At 53.8% G+C, this 19,245-nt stretch carries 17 protein-coding genes and 1 tRNA gene; 8 read left to right on the forward strand and 10 right to left on the reverse strand.

The features are described from left to right. Positions 1 to 10 precede the first annotated feature (10 nt). Together GJR96_RS08440 and GJR96_RS08445 are read left to right on the forward strand one after the other, a co-directional pair. On the forward strand, positions 11 to 760 hold the full coding sequence (locus GJR96_RS08440) for a recombinase family protein (RefSeq protein WP_151162538.1): 750 nt from the start codon (positions 11 to 13) through the stop codon (positions 758 to 760). A 226-nt stretch (positions 761 to 986) separates the two neighbouring features. Continuing rightward, a complete protein-coding gene (locus GJR96_RS08445) occupies positions 987 to 1,217 on the forward strand; it encodes a hypothetical protein (protein ID WP_225317717.1) in 231 nt (76 codons plus the stop codon). Between the two features lie 65 nt (positions 1,218 to 1,282). On the opposite strand, the gene GJR96_RS08450 is transcribed toward GJR96_RS08445, so the two are convergent. After that, positions 1,283 to 1,435: a hypothetical protein gene (locus GJR96_RS08450; RefSeq protein ID WP_154326196.1), complete on the reverse strand. Its 153-nt coding sequence runs from the start codon at positions 1,433 to 1,435 to the stop codon at positions 1,283 to 1,285. A gap of 98 nt (positions 1,436 to 1,533) precedes the next feature. On the opposite strand from GJR96_RS08450, the gene GJR96_RS08455 reads away from it, so the two are divergent. Continuing rightward, on the forward strand, positions 1,534 to 5,145 hold the full coding sequence (locus GJR96_RS08455) for an Eco57I restriction-modification methylase domain-containing protein (protein WP_151162540.1): 3,612 nt from the start codon (positions 1,534 to 1,536) through the stop codon (positions 5,143 to 5,145). A gap of 5 nt (positions 5,146 to 5,150) precedes the next feature. On the opposite strand, the gene GJR96_RS08460 is transcribed toward GJR96_RS08455, so the two are convergent. The 3 genes from GJR96_RS08460 to GJR96_RS08470 form a co-directional block, all read right to left on the reverse strand. Then, entirely contained in the window at positions 5,151 to 5,495 is a 345-nt protein-coding gene (locus GJR96_RS08460) for a hypothetical protein (protein ID WP_151162541.1), read from the reverse strand. A 45-nt stretch (positions 5,496 to 5,540) separates the two neighbouring features. Next, a complete protein-coding gene (locus tag GJR96_RS08465; RefSeq protein ID WP_151162542.1) occupies positions 5,541 to 9,338 on the reverse strand; it encodes a helicase-related protein in 3,798 nt (1,265 codons plus the stop codon). A gap of 81 nt (positions 9,339 to 9,419) precedes the next feature. Beyond that, positions 9,420 to 10,055: a hypothetical protein gene (locus GJR96_RS08470; protein ID WP_151162543.1), complete on the reverse strand. Its 636-nt coding sequence runs from the start codon at positions 10,053 to 10,055 to the stop codon at positions 9,420 to 9,422. Positions 10,056 to 10,476: 421 nt separating this feature from the next. On the opposite strand from GJR96_RS08470, the gene GJR96_RS08475 reads away from it, so the two are divergent. After that, a complete protein-coding gene (locus GJR96_RS08475) occupies positions 10,477 to 11,397 on the forward strand; it encodes a hypothetical protein (protein WP_151162544.1) in 921 nt (306 codons plus the stop codon). A 340-nt stretch (positions 11,398 to 11,737) separates the two neighbouring features. Here the strand turns inward: GJR96_RS08475 and GJR96_RS08480 are convergent. The 4 genes from GJR96_RS08480 to GJR96_RS08495 all read right to left on the reverse strand — a co-directional run bounded on the left by GJR96_RS08480 (position 11,738) and on the right by GJR96_RS08495 (position 13,513). After that, positions 11,738 to 11,812 (reverse strand) — tRNA-Val (locus tag GJR96_RS08480). A gap of 77 nt (positions 11,813 to 11,889) precedes the next feature. Then, a complete protein-coding gene (locus tag GJR96_RS08485; protein ID WP_151162545.1) occupies positions 11,890 to 12,144 on the reverse strand; it encodes a hypothetical protein in 255 nt (84 codons plus the stop codon). Between the two features lie 596 nt (positions 12,145 to 12,740). Continuing rightward, positions 12,741 to 13,274: a cob(I)yrinic acid a,c-diamide adenosyltransferase gene (locus GJR96_RS08490; RefSeq protein WP_151162546.1), complete on the reverse strand. Its 534-nt coding sequence runs from the start codon at positions 13,272 to 13,274 to the stop codon at positions 12,741 to 12,743. Beyond that, positions 13,271 to 13,513, reverse strand: coding sequence for a glutaredoxin family protein (locus GJR96_RS08495; protein ID WP_151162547.1), 243 nt, complete (start codon positions 13,511 to 13,513; stop codon positions 13,271 to 13,273). The genes GJR96_RS08490 and GJR96_RS08495 overlap by 4 nt, the downstream gene beginning before the upstream one ends. 131 nt (positions 13,514 to 13,644) lie before the next feature. Here GJR96_RS08495 and GJR96_RS08500 point away from each other — a divergent pair, with 131 nt between their 5' ends. The 4 genes from GJR96_RS08500 to GJR96_RS08515 all read left to right on the forward strand — a co-directional run bounded on the left by GJR96_RS08500 (position 13,645) and on the right by GJR96_RS08515 (position 17,739). Beyond that, the gene (locus tag GJR96_RS08500) at positions 13,645 to 14,766 is read left to right on the forward strand and encodes a VIT1/CCC1 transporter family protein (protein WP_225317718.1); all 1,122 of its coding nucleotides are present in this window, start codon (positions 13,645 to 13,647) and stop codon (positions 14,764 to 14,766) included. Between the two features lie 89 nt (positions 14,767 to 14,855). Beyond that, positions 14,856 to 15,941 (forward strand): metal ABC transporter substrate-binding protein, encoded by a 1,086-nt coding sequence (locus tag GJR96_RS08505; protein ID WP_151162548.1) that lies wholly within the window; start codon positions 14,856 to 14,858, stop codon positions 15,939 to 15,941. Positions 15,942 to 15,946: 5 nt separating this feature from the next. After that, complete coding sequence (locus GJR96_RS08510) at positions 15,947 to 16,729, forward strand: metal ABC transporter ATP-binding protein (RefSeq protein WP_151162549.1); 783 nt, start codon at positions 15,947 to 15,949, stop codon at positions 16,727 to 16,729. Beyond that, positions 16,729 to 17,739, forward strand: coding sequence for a metal ABC transporter permease (locus GJR96_RS08515; RefSeq protein WP_151162550.1), 1,011 nt, complete (start codon positions 16,729 to 16,731; stop codon positions 17,737 to 17,739). Before GJR96_RS08510 ends, GJR96_RS08515 begins: the two co-directional genes overlap by 1 nt. 7 nt (positions 17,740 to 17,746) lie before the next feature. Here GJR96_RS08515 and GJR96_RS08520 read toward each other — a convergent pair whose 3' ends face one another. Next, the gene (locus GJR96_RS08520) at positions 17,747 to 18,400 is read right to left on the reverse strand and encodes a DUF7504 family protein (RefSeq protein WP_151162551.1); all 654 of its coding nucleotides are present in this window, start codon (positions 18,398 to 18,400) and stop codon (positions 17,747 to 17,749) included. After that, entirely contained in the window at positions 18,397 to 19,242 is an 846-nt protein-coding gene (locus tag GJR96_RS08525) for a GAF domain-containing protein (RefSeq protein WP_225317719.1), read from the reverse strand. The genes GJR96_RS08520 and GJR96_RS08525 overlap by 4 nt, the downstream gene beginning before the upstream one ends. Between the last annotated feature and the right edge of the window lie 3 nt (positions 19,243 to 19,245).

A 19,245-nucleotide genomic window follows, 5' to 3' on the forward strand; every position in this document is an offset into this window, starting at 1 on the left:
AACTCGAACAATGGCTCAAGGTCGGAGTTACGCGGCATACATTCGACGCTCAACAGAAGACCAATCCGACGAACACCAACTGTCCGACATCGAAGACTGGTTGGATTACAACGATGTATCTGTCTCCGAAGTCGACTTCTACCGAGAACAGGCCAGTGGTGCGAAACGCGACCGCGAAAAGTTCAACCAACTAATCGAAGATATTGAAGACGGGCACTATACTGATGTGGTTGTCTGGGAAGTCTCACGAGTCGCCCGACACGGATTAGCCGCACAACGATTCTTTACAGTCTGTGAGGAAACTGGGACCGTCATCCACGTCACCAACGGGAGCGTTCGACGTATTGAACCCGAGGGAGAAGGTCGTATGGTGGCAGGAATTATCGCCGAGGTTGCCGCAGAAGAGCGACGTAATCTAATTCGTCGAACTAAATCAGGCCTGCGTAGAGCACGTGAAGACGGCAAGTGGACCGGTCCAGCTCCGACAGGGTTCACGACCGACGACGGCTATTTGACCCCAAATCTCAACCCGAACTATGACAATAAAGAAACCGGATTTCTGGACGTTGTTGACGCTCTAGAACGCATTGTATCGGGGGAGTGGAGTTACAACAAAGCTGCGGAGCACACGCCGAACATTACGCGACAGACGTTTTCTAACATTCATCAGGATGAAGAACGGTTGGCGTGGTATCTTGAGAGACGTGCTGAGGATGATCGTGTATCCGAAGCATTGGGGGAAGTTGAACTTCAGTCGTAACGTGTTCTAGAACACGGGTATTGTGGTTGGTGGCAATCTGGGTTGTGAGCAGGCAATTCAGCGGGCTTGGTGCTGTTATGTTGTAATCCTCAATGGATGTCAGGCCTCAGCGGATGTGCTGAATACAGAGCAAGAGTCGGTCAGCGGTTCCGTGCTTAACGTGACTGAACTGAATCGTTCAGTACAGACGACAGAATTATTATGACAACAAAAAGAACAGATGGTGATGGAGATACCGCCCGGCCCCCGAAAGCTCCGCTACTTCCTTAATCTCCTTATGTTGGCGGTTTTCCTCTACGCCATAGGCTACATCCTCTCACAACTCTACGGATTTACGCTCTTAGAGAACGTTATTTCGCCTTTCATAGAGAACCCAATGGCGCTTTTTGAATTGGCGGGCGTTCTATCACTGATAGCCCTTGCAGCCATTGGTCGGAAGTATCTCTCTGATTTCTAAGTCTATTAGTTTCCGGGAACCGAAGCCATCTCAAAATTGGCAGAACTAGAACTTGGTCGGGAGTGCTACTGTGAGACTTCCGACGTAGTGGATTCGTCCGCATACCGTTCTCGGAGTGTTTCGACCAAGATAATCTTCATCGGGATGTTCTTTCGAACGCTTTCTTCCCGCAGGTCATCGTGAATCGCATCAGGGATGTCGTAGCTAATCCGGCTCATTGCACTCGGGCTTACTGCTTTGAATACAAGAACTCTCGCAACAATGACACCATAGTCTTTGCCACAGATTGATATGAAACGAGTGTGTCGGCCATCGTATGACTCTCCAGCAAATCAAAGCCGCTGACATCGCCGGCTGGGACTCTCTACAGGATATTGCTGATTCTCTCGAGAAACGGGGGCTCAAGACACGGCCGAACCTTGGTGAAGAACACCAACTTGTTCTTCAGCTCTCTGACAACGAATTCGTCGTCATTGTAGAAGCCGGCCCCGGCGAATCTGCAACCGACTTCAAACCCGAGAACCGTACACGCCATACGAACCTCGTAGCGACCAACGATTTCGAGGAGTTCACTTTCCTCACGCGTGTTCGAAGTTGGGAGGGACAGCAGCACGGCCGAATCAAGCACCAGAAACTCTCATTCAGTAAAGAACAGTTCGAGCGGGATAGTGGTGAGAAAAATACGATTCTACAGAAACTCAACTCCATAGAGTACGGGACATCTGCGGCAATTTACGATACACTCTACGACACCCGTCAAGTCGTCAAAAAGTTCTACCAACAATTTGAGAACCTTCGTACCGACCTTGTGCAGGAGGTCTCGGGTATACCTGATGACCGTGGTGACGCAAAACAAAGGTACGTGCAGGTCATCCTCGACCGGATGATCTTCCTCTACTTCATCCAAGAAAAGCGCCTACTCCACCGCGACCGCGACTACCTCCACGAACAGCCCGCGAAGGTCGTAGACGAAGGGGAAGATCGCTACGAAGAATTCTACGCGCCGCTATTCTTTGACTACCTCGCGGAGGATAAGCAGAACCCGGACTTCGGGAAACTCCCCTATCTCAACGGTGGCCTCTTTGCAAAGAACCCTGTCGAAGAGGAGTTCGAGGACGCAAAACTGGGCGATTCAGCCGAGAAGACGAACGAATTGTTCGACGATATTCTGGACTTCCTTTCCGACTGGAACTGGAACGTTGATGAGCGACTCGACATTGTTGACCCGAAGAACCTCTCCCCAGCGGTTCTCGGTCACATCTTCGAACAGACTGTTAACCAGAAAGAGATGGGCGCATACTACACGCCCGAGGAAATCACCGGTTTCATGGCCAGACGAACGGTCCACCCATACCTCCTTGACCAATTGAACGAGACCGTCGGTGCGTCCTACAACGAGATTGACGACGTGTTCGGCTTCACTGAGATAGACGCATCCAAAGAAGCGGCAGCGCTCGCAGACGGCGGGATGGTCACCCAGCAGGCGCCAACTGAGAATGTCGATGTCGGGCATGTTGAGACACTTTATCACGACATCCTGAAGGAGACAAAAGTCCTCGACCCTGCAGTCGGTAGTGGGGCGTTCCTCCTCGCCGGACAGGAGGTGCTGCTCGACCTCTATATGCAATGTATCGAGTTCTTCCAGCGCCTCGAAGACGAGGGCAAGGGATGGGAACTGTCATCGCGGACACGCGATGAGTTGGAAACTATCGCGTCTGGGAAGGGGAACGCGTCGCTGTACGCGAAGCGTACTATCATTCTGAATAACCTCTATGGTGTGGACATTGACGATGGAGCGGTCGAAATCTGTAAACTCCGACTATGGCTCTCAATGGTCGCAGACATTGAGGACGAACCGGGTGAGGTCGAACCGCTTCCCAACATTGATTTCAACATTCGTCAGGGAAACAGTCTAATCGGATTCACTGAACTCACAGAGGTTGCTACAGAAAGTGGCGATGCATCTCTTACGAATTATGGCGGGGGTGTCGGCGAAAGTGTAAGAGAGATGTACGAGGACGTCATCAAGGCTGTAAAAAGGCACAAACAAGCAAATACTGCTTCCGAGGCAACAACTGCACGTAATTTAGCAGAGTCACGCATTCAAACCTATAGCGAAAGTTTAGACGAGAAAATCCTTGAGGAATTCAGGGACTCCGGTGTGGACGATGTTTCGTTAGAAGACATTAGTAATTATGAGCCGTTCCATTGGGTTTTGGAGTTTGCCACGGTGTACCAAGATGGTGGATTTGATCTCATTATCGGAAATCCACCATGGGATGTCTTGACCAAAGACCGGAGCCACTTCTTCCCAAAGTACGATGAGATATTTAGAACGAGAAGTCCTAGCGGGAAGAACAGCATTCAAGAAGACCTTCTAAAGGACCCAGAAATCGAAAAGGAATGGGAGCGATACCAAAAGGACATGGAGCGGCGGTCTGCCTATTTCAATAATTGTGATCGATTCAAATTACAAAGTCCAAAAGTAGCAGGGCAAACCGTCGCGAATGAGAATGACCTCTCTATGTTGTTCCTTGAGCGCGTTTATAAACTAATCTCTGATGGCGGGTATGTGTCATTAATTCTCCCCGGGGTAGTTTTCAATGGAGGTGCAGCGAAAGACTTGCGGAATTATGCACTTCAGAATACGACATTAAACTACGTTCTTGGGTTTGAAAATCGTGGGATTTTCCCGGAAATCGATAACCGCTATCGGTTTGGAATCATGGTCTTCAAAAACACCGGTGGAACCGGTTCTGTTTACGGGATATTTAATCAAACTACGGTCGATGTTCTAAGAAATATAGAAGAAATCTCCTTTGAGATTCCAAAGAGAGTACTTGAAAACTATTCGCCAGAAGCGGGTATCTTTCCCTACGTCGACTCCGAAAGAGAAGTAGACGTACTCAATCAAATTTTGAAACATCCTCCAGCGTCTGCGGAGATAGATAGTGCGTGGCACGCTGAACTGTACAGAGAACTCGACAGTTCCTTAGATTCAGATCGCTTCTTTGAGAACGAAACTGTTGGCGACTATCCGATATATCAGGGAAAAAATATATTCCAATATTCTCATGATTCCAAATTCGTTGATGACCTTGAAGAGGTTAGCTTGTGGGGCATTGAGTGTGACAAAGACAGAAGCGCAAAGTGGCGCATCCGTGAGAAAGCGTTCAGATCACGTGACCCTAGTGTAGGCTTGAAAAAAGCGATATACACTAAATTCAATGGTACTGGTTCACAGAAGGGGTTTGTAAATAACCTTCTAGAAGAACACGATAGGGAGCCATTGTCTCTTGAGGATGTATTACTGGACTGTACCGAATATCGTGTTGCATTCAGAAAAATCGCACGCTCAACAGATGAAAGAACTGTGATTGCGACGGTATTACCGAAAGGAGCCGTCGCTGTCGATAGTATCCACACTGTGAGGCCTTACAGTGTTGACCCGGAGGAAGAACATCTTGGAGACTATCCCTTGCATTCCGCCTATGAGAGGGTCTTTACCGATAAGGAACTCTTCACGTTTGTTGGTCTACTGAACAGTATCCCATTTGATTATTTGCTGCGAACAAAAATTGATTCGAATATTCTAAAATACAAATTTGAGGAGTCACAGATTCCTCGACTCACTCAGGGTGATGACTGGTTTGAATTCATATCGATACGTGCGGCTCGGTTGAATTGTTATGGTGAGGAGTTTGAGGAGATGCGCCAAAGGCTAGGTGGTGTTGATGTTGTTGACTCTGAAGAAGAAAGGAAAACAACGCAGGCAGAGATTGACGCAGCGGCATTCCATGCTTATGATCTATCTGAGGACCAGATGGATTACATCCTTTCTGAGTTCCATACCGTGGACAGTCCACGCGTAATGACAGATGAATATATCTCCTCAGTTAGGGACAAGTACCACCAACTGAAGGAATAACGGCGCTATTCCCACGCGCCACTGAACTCTACTTCGAGACCGCACGCACTTGCTAATCTTGAAATGTCTATCTGTTTTCCTCTTTTATTCACCAAAGTGTCAACATAATACCCTTCGGTGAATTCGTACTTCTGCCGCCGAATATCTTCGTCTTCGTCAGTTATTTCTTCAATTATCGGGGTCTTTTTCCGGTCTGGTTTGTATGGTATTTCAATATTTTCAAGTAAATCATATTCACTGCTGAGAATCTCAGTTACTGTTACCATTGCGTCTACTTGCTTCCCACTCCGAATTGTATGGACCTCTTGACCCTCCCTGAGAAGAGTAGTGATATAGTCGTTATCAGCCATAATCGGCCCTCTCACTCGCACCTCAATAATAGTTTACCAATCAATTCAATTTCCGATTACTCCCCAGCAAATGAGACGGGCATTCACAGCACTTTCTCCAACTAGTGTATCTTGGTACTCGGTTGATGATTCGATGTTCTCCTCAAGAAACACTTCAAGTTCTTCAAGGAATTCGGTTGGTGGCCAGTCAGGGAGAGATCCATATTTGTCGTGATGCCGGAACGTTCCACGAAGAATTCTGTCCTCATCGGTATTTGCAAGCTTCACCTCGTCCAGACGACTGTGGAGGTTGTCCGCCCATTCTCCAACCGTGTCGTGGTCTTCACGACGACAGGACTCATCCCCGAAGTTTGGTCTAATATAGTGGAGTATGAAGTCCAGAATCGTCTCCTGCTCTTTCGAGTAGGAGTCTCCCTGCTTGAATGCACCCTCGACCTGTCCTTCGCGTATCTCTTCGAGTCGCTCGTCGAGAATGTATGTAATCTCCTCTCGGTTCGCCAGCACGTGATCAATGTTCCCCGATACTGGCTCGCCCTCCACAGATGGATTGATCGAAAGCGTCTGTACCGATCGCTCCTTCACGCCATCACTGAACGGCTTGTAGTAGAACGCCCGTCGAACACGCCCTAGTGGGGCTTCCTCCACATTGTCATCGAACCACAGATGAGCGAGCGCGAACACACCCGGACGGGGACCCTTCTTGTGGTTGACCGCGTTCGTATACAGGAACTCCCGCTCCCCGGGTGGGTCTGCAAAGAAGCCCTCTGCGTACTCGAAGTCGTCTGCAGTAAGTCCATATTTCTCATTTAATTCGCGCTTGAGCAGGAAACGGTCATACGCTGCCTCCTCGTTACTTCCAGCGTTACGAAGAAGTGGGTTCTTGCTCGTGTCGTCAAGTTCGTTGACGTCCTCAATCTCTCGCGACCGCCGTAGCGAGTCTTCAATCTCGTCGACTTCCAGTTCCCCAATTGTCTTTTGGGTGCTGACCCCCGCTTGTTCTAGAATCTGATCCTCGTTCGGGTCTAGAATATTGTTCTCTTTCCCAACGATGAGGGCGATGTCATTGATTTTCGCCTGTAGCCGCTTCAGCAACTTGATTGCGGCTTCGATATCGCCGTCCGGGTAGAAGTTGTGGACATGTTTCTCCGCCGTACTCCCGATACGGTCGATACGCCCGACACGCTGGACGATTCGCATTGGGTTCCAAGGTAGGTCGTAGTTCACTGCGACATGGACGTCCTGTAAGTTTACACCCTCACTGAGTGTGTCCGTCGCTACGACGTACTGGACCTCATTCTCATCTGACTCTGCAAGTGTACTCTGGTACCCAGATGCCTGCGGCGCGAACCGTTGAATGATGTCTTGCTTGTTCTCGTCCCCGCCTTTCACCACCGCACTATTCGCGGCTGTCAATGGTGAGTCCGGGTTGTCGCGAAGCGTCCGATAGACGTAATCTGCAGTCCCACGATATTGTGTAAATATCAGAACTTTCCGGTCGTGGTTCTGAAGGACCTTTGCGAGTCGGTCGATCTTCGGATCGCGGAATTCTCGCAATGAGAACACTGCTTCGTAGAAGTTCCGAGTCGCAACATCCACTTCTGAGAGGTCGCTCTTCGGGTACAGTACCGGATTCACCTCATCTTCGGGGACAGTGGGAAGTGTCCCTGCATCATGGTCGTGGAGCCAACCACGCACCCTGACGGCGTGATCGCTAACATCTCCAGTATCTCTGGCTACGTCTCCAATAAACTGCGTGAGGAAATATGCTAGCAGCGTCAAGTCCTCACGAATGTAGTTCTTGACCTCCCCTATCGTTGCGTCAGCCAACTCGTTTTCTGTGTTCTCATCGCTACCGTCAGCACGAACGGCGGTTGAATCGAATCCAAACTCTTCAAGTGTCTGTTCTATATCTTCAGCGGCGTCTTTTCCTTCAACGAAGTCATCGATGGTTGATGGGTTCTCCCCATCTTGTACCGTTCGAAGAAGATTGATGTCCTCACTTTCAGGGAGGTCTTCTAACAATCCGAGTAGCTGGCGCTCGCTCCGATGCAACGTTTCGATGGACTGTACGAACGCGTATGTCGAGGATTCCAGCCGCTTGAGTAGGTTCAGTTTATAGAGTGCTTTCAACGTACCGCCCGCCTTTGGGTTTTTCACTGTGATGTGTGGAAGGTGGAGAGCGTCCATCACGTCGGGGAGCATCCGATAGATCGGTTGGTAGGCAGGTGGGAGTGAATATTGCTCTTTGTGGAGTTTTGGGGGCTTGAAATTCATCTCGAAGTCCTCTTCATCCTGAATAAGGTCTTTCACATGCTTGCGTGTCCGAAGGACCATCACCTCGTTGAGGATATTCGAGATTTCGGTCGATTGGCGCTGTAATTGCTCGGTGATTTGCTGTTGCTTCTGATCAGAAACTTCCTCTTTCCCGGCGGCGATACGCTTTCGTGTTTCCGCGAGATCGATGTACTCGTCGAACGCGTCGAAGTCAAGCGACGCCTTGTTTCGAATCTCTTCTGGACTCGTGAACAGGCTGATTAGGTTCTTCAAATCAGTGGCGCTGTTGTTGATAGGCGTCGCAGTCAGCATGACCATCGTCTTCCCGCGTAGTTGCCGGAGATTCGCGTGACGTCGCGTTCCTTTGTAATCGTCATCGTTGTCAGGGTTTGGACGCCACTTACCGAAGTTACGGAAACGGTGGGCCTCGTCGATGAGCAGCACATCAAACTTGTCCCGGAGAGTTTGTACCTCCTCGTATGAGAGGTTCTGGAACTTGCTGACGCTCATCACATCGAGGTGTGTGCCGTCTACCTCCAGTCCGAAGTAAGGGTCCCCGTCTTCGTCCGTCCCGTGTTGAAGCAGGTCTTTCCACTGGTCGGTCAGGTTAGCAGGTACGATGAGAAGGCAACGTTCCCCACTCTGTCGATAGTCGTAGAGGAGTTCACCGCCAATGAATGACTTCCCTAGACCAACAGAGTCGGAGATTATACAGCCGTCGTATTGAGAGAGTTTCTCTCTTGCACTTTCATACCCCAAAGTCTGGAAGTAATAGAGTGGGCTGTCCCGGACGCTGACGTTGCCGCTGAGTTCGTCGTATGCTAGCAGTTTGTAGAGTTCGAAGGGTTCTAGATAGGTCCCCAGTTCGTCGTCATCAGGGCCTCCGGGCTTTTGCTTCTCCTTCCACTCCTTATACTGGTCACTGTTCTCGATGACTCGAACAATTTCTTCATCGAAATCTTCAGCGTTTGCCCATTGATTGTCGTACCAGTCTTCGAATTTCTGCGTCTGGTATCGGTCTTGGCTAGTGAGGTTTAGTTCGATGTTGTTTCGGTGACCCGACGCAGAGAAATTCGAGGACCCAACGATTGTCGCACACGCACGTGTATCTTCACCTTCTGGAGCAGGCTCTTCACCGTCGTCCAAAGGGGCTCGGAAGGCAGCCCCTTTTGCATGAAAATAGCCGTTCTCGGGATTCCGGATGCGGACTTCGACGATACCCTCAGCAATGAATTCACGGAGGCGATTCAGTCGTCCAAGTTGCGCGTTGTTCAGATTCTCAATATCGTCTTTGAGTTCCTTTCTGAACGACTCACGGAGGCTTTGACCTTCTTCGATTTCATCAGCAGTCTGTTGATTAGTCTGACGCCCCATCAGAATTCGAAGTGGAGCCCGACCGAGTTCCTCAGGGTCTGCTAAGTTATCTAAATCTTCCTTATAGAGGTCGAATCCGGAGAGGTAGAAGTATCCTGTTGCAATCCGAGCCTCTTCGATCTGGGGAATAATCTTCTTGTAGACCTCTTCGAGACTCTTGTCGGCATTATCGACAAGCGGGGGAACAGAAAGCATTCTAGATACAACCAATTGTCAGTAGACAAACTTAGTCTTTCTCGGGAGTCTCGATTGACACCGACCGCTTGACTCACTGTGTTAGATGAGCCCCTGTTGTTCGGCTTCTATTCGAGTCATCTGTGGGAGAAGGTCGTCACGGAAGCCTTGTTTGTGATGTATTTTGGCGTGGCAAGTATCACAGACTAGCATTGTCTCTTCTGGGTTGTACGAAGTGTGATGATTCGCTCGGTGTTCTGGATGTAGGATGCCCTCGCAGACTTCACAATACTCTAAATCAACGCTGTCGCCAAGCGAGGCTTCAATTTCACGTTGGTGCAAACAAGCGTCACAGACCTGCTGTTCGCGTTTGTACGTGAGTTCCTCACCACAATCCACACATGGGTAAGATACCTCAACGACGTCAACTACCTCGTACTCTTCGCGTGCCCGATCCCAACTCTGGAACGCTGCTACAGTGTCGAAGACGTGTTCGTGGATGAAGTGGTTTCCTTGATATGCGGTGCAGTTGGTACAGACGTTCCCGAAAACTTCCAGTCCTTGTGTTCGACTGAAGGTCTTCTCGACGTTGCAGTACTCTTTGTCTACGAGTTTCTCTCCTGCTAGTTCCCATGTTCCACCACCAAACCCACCTAGCCCTCTGGGATACACTACCTGAATCTGCGTGCTGCATTTCCAGCAATCAGTGTCGTAGCGCCAGATTTCGATTCCGATCATAGAAACGAAGACTGCCTATAGTGTCATCAACCTATCTGGTTCGGGATAGGCTGGCGAAGCAAGAAAGGTAGCAATAGGTTGCGTTACTTGATTAACTAATTCAAGAATATTCAAATTTTGAAACAGACAAACTCGCCAATAAACTGATTAGTCAGTGGATTAGTTAATCAATTAGTTAACTAATCAATTAACCAAATTTTTGAGCAATAAATTGGTTACTGTATGAATTCATGGGCTGATTGACTTATAAATTAGTTAATTATCCTAAACTCACTGGCTAAGACGTATCCGCCCACTCAAGCATTCGGGTTGTAAAATATCTCGAAAGAACCCAGATGTTCGAGTGCTCTCATACGAACATCTCTCCACTAATAACTGCACGGGAGGACGAGTATATCAGCCCATGTACTGACATATAGATATGGCTGATCTCCGTGAAGAATACCACACATTTCAAAAAGAACATCCAGATGAATCTGACGTCCTCAAAGAACTTGACGACCTCATCAGCGATTACGATGTCCGTCACGAAACCAGTCTAAAGGATCCGTTCTTGACCGCATGCTTCGAACGAATTGACCCAGAGCGTAATTGGGAAGAACTCGTCAGAGACGCCGAAAACTACGAGAACTGGTGGGGAAAGAAAAAAAGACGGGCGACAGCGCTGCGTATGCTGATGACCCTACAGATTGGCTGGCCAGAACATAAGGGATTACTAGAGTTTGACTGGAAATATCTAATTGGCATCCTATACGCAATCAAGGCAAGTGATGATGGAGTTGACCAATCCGAGGATCACGTACCCGTAACGTATCCCCCGGATCTGGATCTCGAACTGCTAGAGCGAGACTTGCCGGAACGAACTGTGCCCAATTGCGACATCCCAACCATACTTACCTTCTCACCAGATATCAAAAATAATGCGGTAGAATCTCTAGCGGAGCGTAGCATTAATCCTGAGGCTAATAACCATCACGTAGTTTACGTCATTGACTGCACCCCAGAAACAGAACCCGAGCGGTCTGCAATCACCTCAATTCGGCACTATGCCCAAGCACTCCGCATTGGGGGGAAACCCCTCAATGACCGAGAAGCTGCAGCCGTATTACTGAATGAATCTCAAGGCCTTCTCTACGTAGGATATTCCCACGAGTTCCCGAAGAGAATGAATCGCCATTTCAAAGGGAAAGCTACTGGTGGGGCAAATTTCATGAACCTTTACAAGCCGAAACGACTACTCGACATAGATGATTACCCCTCTGACGAGATTGCGGAAAGTGAAGAAATAGATCGCGCCAGTGAATTGAAACGTCAGACTGAGTGGTTTGTATACCAGTACTAAATCTATTTTCCACTGACACCCATCGTTTTGGTCAGATAACTTTCAATGCGGAAGTTGAGTCTAGTATACTGGGGAACCCAGTCTGCGACAAACCCCAACCAGATTCCACTCTGAGCGACTCGCCTCTCTGTTCAAACAGTGCCGTCATGTCTCGCACAACATCTGAAAATCATGTCTCTCGCACCCTGAATTACTTAAAGCAAGCAAAGTAAATTCACCACAATCCCGTGATGGCAGCGACCCGGCACAAGCGGGCTGTTCGAATCAGACGTGCTAGCGACTGCTCTATTAATAAACGAAGCCGTCCCGTACGTCGATTCACTTTCTGTCAGAACAAAGATGGGTTGGGGCAGATTCGAACTGCCGACCTGCTCCGTGTGAAGGAGCCGTCATAACCTGGCTAGACCACCAACCCAGCGACGACTGTTCGTTCCCTGCGCCACCAATTAAGACTTACGTTGTGCCGTAATTACGGGGACCGCACCGACCCGCTCAGGAACTGGTTCGCCCAACGCGGCGTCGAACCTTCCCGGCCGCTTCTCTGCTGCGAGTCGCTGCACGGCGTGCTTCGTATTCGACGCGCTCGCGACGCGTCTGTGGCCCGACTTCTTCTTCGGCTTCCGGTTCACGGCCGAAACGCTCCATAAGTTGGTGGCGGAGCGGTTCTGTCTCTTCGTCGATTCCCGCGTAGAGGTGCTCGAATCCCCGCCGGAAGTAGTACCGTGCGTCGGTAAAGTGTCGGTTCATGACCTCAGATAGTCTCGGGAACGAGAAAACAATTATGTCAGTCGGTACCGAATGTCATGCCTCCGCGAACGAGCGACACTTTTTTGTAATTCTTAGGTGTACCTAAAACACGGGCAAATCGGCTACGTCCGTAGTCGGAGCCCCGTCTTGCGTCTGTCCTTCCGGGACGGTAGAACCGTGGGCACGCTTCGTCCGTCCTGGAATTCCCACGACTTCGAGCCACCAGTTCGTCCTGAGCCTCACTGCTGGGTCGCGAAGGCCCTGTCTTGGCGCTCTCGTCACCGGTCGTACACCCCACAACTCGTGGTTACTATCTCGCCGGCCACGACGAGACGTGCACAACACGCTTTTTCGCCTCCAGCTTCGTCGCCTCAGTCCGCACCTTGTGGCCCCCACCACGGGCAGTCGGTACATCGGTCGATTCCTGTCACAATCGAGGTTCCCCCGCCGCACTCGGGACACGGTGGTCGTGTTCGCATACGAATTCGGTCGGTCGGCAGTCGATAGGAATGGGTACCCAACCATAGTCGGGTCGGGGTCCCGGCCACCGGTGGTCGGTGGGCGAAAGCGCCCCCTACTTCACCGAGACTAGGTCTTCAGTACGTCGGCGAGTCTTCCCGGACACCGTCGCGTTTGTTGACCAATCGGGCGAAGACGAACAGGGCGTCCGACAGTCGATTGAGGTAGGCGACGACTTCGGTGTTGACTGGTTCCTCTGCAGCAAGTGAGACCACTCGGCGTTCCCCACGTCGGGAGACTGCACGTGCGTGGTGAAGTTTCGCTCCCGTCTCGCTCCCGCCGGGAAGGATGAACGACGTAAGCGGGTCGAGTTCCGACTCAGCGTCGTCTATCCACGCTTCGAGGTCGTCCACGTGTTCGGCCCGTATCTGCGGGTCGTCTTCGTCTGGGTCGGGGTTCGCAAGGTCCGCTTGCACGATGTGGAGGTGGTTCTGCATCGCTTCGAGAACCTCGTCCACGTCGTCGTACCCCGTCGGCCGTACGGTTCCGATGAGTGTGTTCACCTCGTCGACCGTTCCGTACGCTTCGATTCTGCTGCTCGTCTTCGACACGCGGGTCATATCCCGCAGGTCGGTCATTCCCTCGTCGCCGCGGCCGGTGTATATCTTCATCGTGCGAGTGTGTTCTCGATGTACTGGCTGATGTTCTCACTCTCGTTCATCGTCACGCCGTGTTCCTCGTCGACGAGAACGGGGACGACGCGCTGACCGCTCACCCGTTTCACCTCGTCGCGGTCGGAGTGGAGTGGTTCGACCCACTGCGTCTCGTAGTCGATATCTGCGTCTGTGAGGGCGTCGTGAACCCGTTCACAGAACGGACATCCATCGAGCGCATACAGAACGATTCCCATACCCCGTCGTTAGGAGCGACCGAGCAAAGAGATTTGGACACCGGACGGTGGGGTGAGTGTCCGTCGGTCGGCCGACTGCGGACGGTGGTGTAGCACGATAGCTATGCTAACTCCGGTCGTATCAGCCAGTAATGATGAGTGATTCACCGTCCATCGACATTGAGCGCGCCAAAGCGGCGTACCGCGACGAGATAGACGGTGCCTATCTCTACGACGTGCTGGCGGACCTCGCCGACACGCCGGAACTCCAGTCCGTCTACGACAGACTGGCGAACTCGGAACGCAGTCACGCCGAACGACTGCGAGAAATCATCGACGACGACGATTCGCTGTCGTCGACGCCGTCGTGGCGTGCACGGGTTCTCGCACGACTCGCACGACGGTTCGGTCCCAGTGTCGTCCTGTCCACCCTCACCGAACGCGAAGTCGACGGCGCAGCAACCTATCTCGACGCTGGAGAGACGGCCATCGCGGCGGACGAACACGGCCACGCACGCACACTTCGGGCACTCTCTGAGACGACAGAAGGCGTGCAGGGGACGACGCTCGCGATGCTGGAGGGACGTCACCGCGCGACGAGTGGAAACACGCTCCGAGCGGCGGTTCTCGGTGCCAACGACGGATTGGTCTCGAACCTCAGTCTCGTGATGGGTGTCGCCGGCGCGTCGCTCTCCCCTGAGTCGGTTCTCATCGCCGGTCTCGCTGGCCTCGTCGCCGGGTCGGGGTCGATGGCGATGGGCGAGTGGCTTTCGGTGCAGAGTTCGCGCGAACTGTACGAGCGTCAACTCTCCGTCGAGGCCGCCGAGCTCGAAGCGACACCGGAACAAGAGGCCGAAGAACTCGCGCTCATCTATCGCGCGAAGGGAATCCCGGACGCGCGGGCGACCGAACTCGCGATGCAAATCGTCTCCGACCGCGAAACCGCACTCGACACGCTCGCGCGCGAAGAACTCGCTATCGACCCGGAGGACCTCGGAGGGTCCGCGTGGGGGGCAGCAGCGAGTTCGTTCGTCCTCTTCGCTATCGGCGCTGTCATCCCGGTGATTCCGTTCTTCTTCATCTCTGGACTGACGGCCGTCGTCGTGAGTCTCGTACTGAGTGCCATCGGACTCTTCGCCATCGGTGCGGGAATCACCGTGTTGACTGGGCGAAGTCTCCTCTTCTCTGGTGGTCGGCAGGTCGGTATCGGCCTCGTTGCCGCTGCGTTGACGTACGGAATCGGGTCGCTCGTCGGGGTCGGCTTAGTTGGATAGAAGGACTATGTGGCACTAATTTTGACGCGTCTAAATTCAAACTTAGAGCAATACATCTATATGCTTGCTCCAGTCTATATCAGATAGTAATGACCAACGAATCTCGTTTCGAACGAGAACGAACGGTATCTCGACGGCGCGTACTCGCCGCTGGAACCGGTCTCGTGACTGCTGGCCTCGCCGGGTGTCTCGGTGGAACTGGCGGTGCTTCTGAGAGTGATTCGAACTCGAACGCCATCGAATCTGACGACGGTCCCGTCGTCGTCGCGTCTTTCTTCAGTTTCTACGATTTCGCCCGAAAGGTTGCGAAGGACACACCGGTGACGCTGAAGAACTTGATTCCCACGGGTCTCCACGGCCACGGGTGGGAACCCGACGCGAGTGTCACACGGGACATCATCGAGGCGGACGCCTTCGTCCACGTCGGAGAGGACTTCCAACCGTGGGCCGACCGCGCGATTCAGACGCTGAAAGACGACGACGTGGACACGCAACTCATCAACGTCCGCGAGGGCGTCGAACTCGTCGAACTCGCCGCCAGTCTCGACAGAGAAGAAGAGGGCGTGGGCCAGGGCCGAGGGAAGGACCCTCACTTTTGGCTCGACCCTCAGCGCGCGAAGACCGCTGTGGACAACATCACCGAGGGCCTCGTCGAACTCGCACCCGAGTACGAAGACACCTTCCGGGACAACGCCGCGACGTACAAGACCGAGGTTCTCGACCGAATCGACCGCGACTACCAGCGTATCTTCGACGAAGCAGAGCGGAAGGTGGTCCAGTTGGCCGCCCACAACGCGTTCCAGTACATCGGTGTGCGCTACGGCGTCGAGATGCGCCCACTCGTCGTCAACCTCGCGGCCAGTGGCGACGTGAAACCGTCCGACATCACCGAGGCGAAGCGTGTTATCGACGAGAACGACATCAAATACGTCGGTGCCGGTGTCTTCGAGACGCGAAAGCCAGCGAAGCAGTTGATTGCGGAGACGGACGTCGAAGCCTACTACCCGGTGACTCCCTACGCGGGCGTCCGCGAAGACTGGGTCGAGAACGACTGGGGCTACGAGGAAATCGCCTACAACATCAACATGCCGACGTTCGAAATCGTCCTCGGAAACAAGACGCCCGACGAAGTCGGGTACGATGGGTGGAACGACGAGTGGAGGAACTTCGAGTGAGCACGATGACCGCTTCCGACCGGGCGTCTGAAGGTCGGTCTGCGTCGCAGTCCGAAGAAGCAATCGTCGAACTCTCGAACGTCGAGTTCGGCTACACCGCGAGCCCTGTCGTCGAAGACATCTCACTCCGCATCGACCCCGGCGAGTACGTCGCTGTCGTCGGCCCGAACGGGTCTGGGAAGTCGACGCTGATGAAACTCATGTTGGGCCTGCTCCGCCCCGACGATGGCACCGCGACCCTGTTCGGCGAACCGTCACACGTCTTCGACGACGGTGCCCGAATCGGCTACGTCGCTCAGCATGCGAGTGCCTCGAAGGAGATGCCCATCACGGTGCGCGAAGTCGTGCGCATGGGTCGGTTCCCACACGTCGGGTTCGGACGTCTCTCTGCCGAAGACGACCGAATCGTCGACGACGCTCTCGAAACAGTCGGCATGACGGCCTTCGCAAACCGGCGCGTGACGAAACTCTCCGGTGGCCAGCGACAACGAGCGTTCATTGCACGGGCACTCGCGAGTGAAGCAGACCTGCTCGTGCTGGACGAACCGACCGTTGGGGTGGACGCGGAATCGGTCGACGCCTTCTACGAACTGCTCGAATCGCTCAACGAGTCGGGTATCACCATCCTACTCATCGAACACGACCTGAGCGCAGTCACCGAACACGCAGACCGAGTCGTCTGTCTCAACCGTGAGATATACTTCGACGGCCCGACCGAGGAGTTCGTCGAGAGCGACGCACTCGCTCGCGCGTTCGGGACGGCAGCGACGTTCTTGGGAGGGAACTGATGACCGCGGCCCTCCTCGTTCCGCTGCAAACAGGCCTCCTGGACACGCTCCTCGCGCCGATGTACGGCATCCTCGAGTTCTGGTACTGGCTGTTGACCCAACTGTACTACCTGACTGGCCTCGAACTCATCAGCCCGCAGTACAAGTTCATGCACCGCGCCATCCTCGTCGGCCTCTGTATCGGCGTCATGGCCCCCCTCATCGGGACGTTCCTCGTCCACCGACAACTCGCGCTCATCGGGGACGCCCTCGCACACACGGCATTCGCCGGTGTCGCCGTCGGATTGTTCCTCAACGGCGTCCTCAGCCTCGGCGTCTCACCGTACCTGACCGCCGTCGTCGTTGCAGTCATCGCCGCACTCCTCATCGAACTCATCTCCGAGGCGACGGACGCCTACAACGACGTGTCGATGGCTATCGTCCTCTCGACGGGGTTCGCACTCGGGACGGTACTCATCAGCCTCAACGCCGGTGGTCTCGCGGTCGGTATCAACCAGTACCTCTTCGGTAACCTCTCGACTGTCTCGGCGGAGAACGCAGCGATTCTCCTCGTACTCTTCGCTGTTATCGTCGGTACCGTCGCACTCACGCGCAACCAACTCCTCTACGTCACCTTCGACGAGACGGCGGCGGCAGTCTCCGGTCTCTCAGTCACGTGGTACAACCGCGTGATGGTCATGCTGACCGCACTCGTCGTCGTCGGTGCGATGCAGATTATGGGCGTCATCCTCGTCGCCGCGATGCTCGTCGTGCCCGTCGCCGGCGCGGCGCAGGTGTCGCGGAGTTTCTCCGAGTCGCTCCTCGTCTCCGTCGTGCTCGCCGAACTCGCCGTCCTCATCGGAATCGGCGTGTCCTACTACGGTGAGGCGACGGCGGGCGGCGTCATCGTCCTCGTCGCAGTCGGTATCTACGTCGTCTCTGTCGCTATCGGAAAACTGCAAGCGCGGGTCCGCGAGGACACGGCACCAGAACTCGGGAGTATCGACGCCGGTGACGCCGGCGACGCGTAGCCGTTCGTTAGAGCGAGACGGTGACCGTCTCGTCGACTCCAGAGAGGCCCGAGGTGGTGAGCGTCGCCTCGCGCCGTCCGGTCTTTTCGACTTCGATGCACGCTTTGAACGACGTCTTCATTCCGGCGACGACGCTGTTCACGCTCGCGCCGATGTCGCTACTCGTGTCGAGGGCGCAGATACCGATTCCGTCGCCGCGTCGGAGTTCCGACAGGAAGTTCGAGTTCAGCAGTCGGTAGACCGAGCGCACGTCGTCGGCCTCCGCGCAGATGGTCGAACAGAGGTAGATTCCCGCCCGGAATCGAGGTGTCTGTTGCTGTGACTCCGAGAGGTGCATCGAGAGGTTCATCCCGAGTTTCGTGAGGTCTCCGAGGTCGTCTATCGCGTCGATGTCGGTCCCACTGGCGCCGGTTCCGGTCAACACGGAGGACCGAGACCCGGCCCCGCGGACGGCCCGGTTGAGGGCGCGTTGGACGCCTCGCCCACTCTCGTTCGTCGCGACCACGACGCTTCGTTCGTCCTCTTCTGCGGCGACGAGTCGGTAGAAGACGGACTGGAGTGCGTCCGAGTCGTCGCCGACGAGCAGGATGCTCGTCCCACTATCTATCGCGTCGAGTCCCATCGAGTCGGCGGTGAACGACGCCGAAGACCCGAGACTCATTGGACTACCTCCACGGTTCGCGTTCTACGCGCACCCTGTCTGAGTTCGAGAATCTCCATCGCCGTCTCGGCGAACTGCTGGAGTTCGTGTCGCTCTTCGGCGTCGTACGTCCGCACTTCGTGGTCGATGAGGCACACTTGTCCGATGACGTGGCCGTCGCTGGTCGTCATGTTCGCGCCCGCGTACGAGCGGATGCCGAGGTTCGCGAGGTGAGGGTTCTCGCTAAACCGCTTGTCTTCTCTGAGGTCTTCGACGACCATCACGTCCTCCTGTAACATGCTGTGGGTGCAGATGGTCTCTTCGCGCGTGAGTCGGTCCCAGTCGCCGCCGTGACACGAGAGGATGTTCTCTTCGTCCGCTTCGACCAGACCGATGAACGCGATGGCCGTGTCGAAGTGACTCGCGATCAAATCTGTGAGTCGGTCGAAACTCTCCTCGATAGGGAGTTCGTCGATATCGTACTGTGCGAGTGCGTCCAGTCGTTCCTGCTCGTCGTCCGGTTTCAAGAAACTGACCTGCGCGCTGTGGTTGATGACGTCGTCGACGACGAACGTCAATCGGTCGTACGCGTCGGGTAAGTCTCGGTTGACGTACTCTAAGAGCACCTCCTCGAAGGATGCCGTGTCGATTTCTCCCGGTGACACGTCGGTGAACAGCACACACGGTGTCTGCGGTGCGGTCTGTCTGATTGCCTGAGCGATTTCGAGACCACTCCCACCGTCGAGTTCGTATCCCGTGACGACACAGACGACGGCCCGTTCGTCCAGTATCGTTCGGGCATCTTCGACAGACGTGGCTTCGACTGCCTCGAACGTCTCTTCGGCATCTATGGCGGCCGACACCTC

This window comes from Haloferax litoreum, assembly GCF_009674605.1.
Taxonomy (GTDB): Archaea; Halobacteriota; Halobacteria; order Halobacteriales; family Haloferacaceae; genus Haloferax; species Haloferax litoreum.

What these genes read in the sequence shown, in the direction of transcription:
- GJR96_RS08510 (WP_151162549.1), top strand. Translation starts at nt 15,947, where the DNA reads ATGACCGCTTCCGACCGGGCGTCTGAAGGTCGGTCTGCGTCGCAGTCC.
- GJR96_RS08490 (WP_151162546.1), bottom strand. Translation starts at nt 13,274, where the DNA reads ATGAAGATATACACCGGCCGCGGCGACGAGGGAATGACCGACCTGCGG.
- GJR96_RS08445 (WP_225317717.1), top strand. Translation starts at nt 987, where the DNA reads ATGGAGATACCGCCCGGCCCCCGAAAGCTCCGCTACTTCCTTAATCTC.
- GJR96_RS08455 (WP_151162540.1), top strand. Translation starts at nt 1,534, where the DNA reads ATGACTCTCCAGCAAATCAAAGCCGCTGACATCGCCGGCTGGGACTCT.
- GJR96_RS08515 (WP_151162550.1), top strand. Translation starts at nt 16,729, where the DNA reads ATGACCGCGGCCCTCCTCGTTCCGCTGCAAACAGGCCTCCTGGACACG.
- GJR96_RS08485 (WP_151162545.1), bottom strand. Translation starts at nt 12,144, where the DNA reads ATGAACCGACACTTTACCGACGCACGGTACTACTTCCGGCGGGGATTC.
- GJR96_RS08470 (WP_151162543.1), bottom strand. Translation starts at nt 10,055, where the DNA reads ATGATCGGAATCGAAATCTGGCGCTACGACACTGATTGCTGGAAATGC.
- GJR96_RS08450 (WP_154326196.1), bottom strand. Translation starts at nt 1,435, where the DNA reads ATGAGCCGGATTAGCTACGACATCCCTGATGCGATTCACGATGACCTG.
- GJR96_RS08440 (WP_151162538.1), top strand. Translation starts at nt 11, where the DNA reads ATGGCTCAAGGTCGGAGTTACGCGGCATACATTCGACGCTCAACAGAA.
- GJR96_RS08520 (WP_151162551.1), bottom strand. Translation starts at nt 18,400, where the DNA reads ATGAGTCTCGGGTCTTCGGCGTCGTTCACCGCCGACTCGATGGGACTC.
- GJR96_RS08505 (WP_151162548.1), top strand. Translation starts at nt 14,856, where the DNA reads ATGACCAACGAATCTCGTTTCGAACGAGAACGAACGGTATCTCGACGG.
- GJR96_RS08475 (WP_151162544.1), top strand. Translation starts at nt 10,477, where the DNA reads ATGGCTGATCTCCGTGAAGAATACCACACATTTCAAAAAGAACATCCA.
- GJR96_RS08500 (WP_225317718.1), top strand. Translation starts at nt 13,645, where the DNA reads ATGATGAGTGATTCACCGTCCATCGACATTGAGCGCGCCAAAGCGGCG.
- GJR96_RS08460 (WP_151162541.1), bottom strand. Translation starts at nt 5,495, where the DNA reads ATGGCTGATAACGACTATATCACTACTCTTCTCAGGGAGGGTCAAGAG.
- GJR96_RS08465 (WP_151162542.1), bottom strand. Translation starts at nt 9,338, where the DNA reads ATGCTTTCTGTTCCCCCGCTTGTCGATAATGCCGACAAGAGTCTCGAA.
- GJR96_RS08495 (WP_151162547.1), bottom strand. Translation starts at nt 13,513, where the DNA reads ATGGGAATCGTTCTGTATGCGCTCGATGGATGTCCGTTCTGTGAACGG.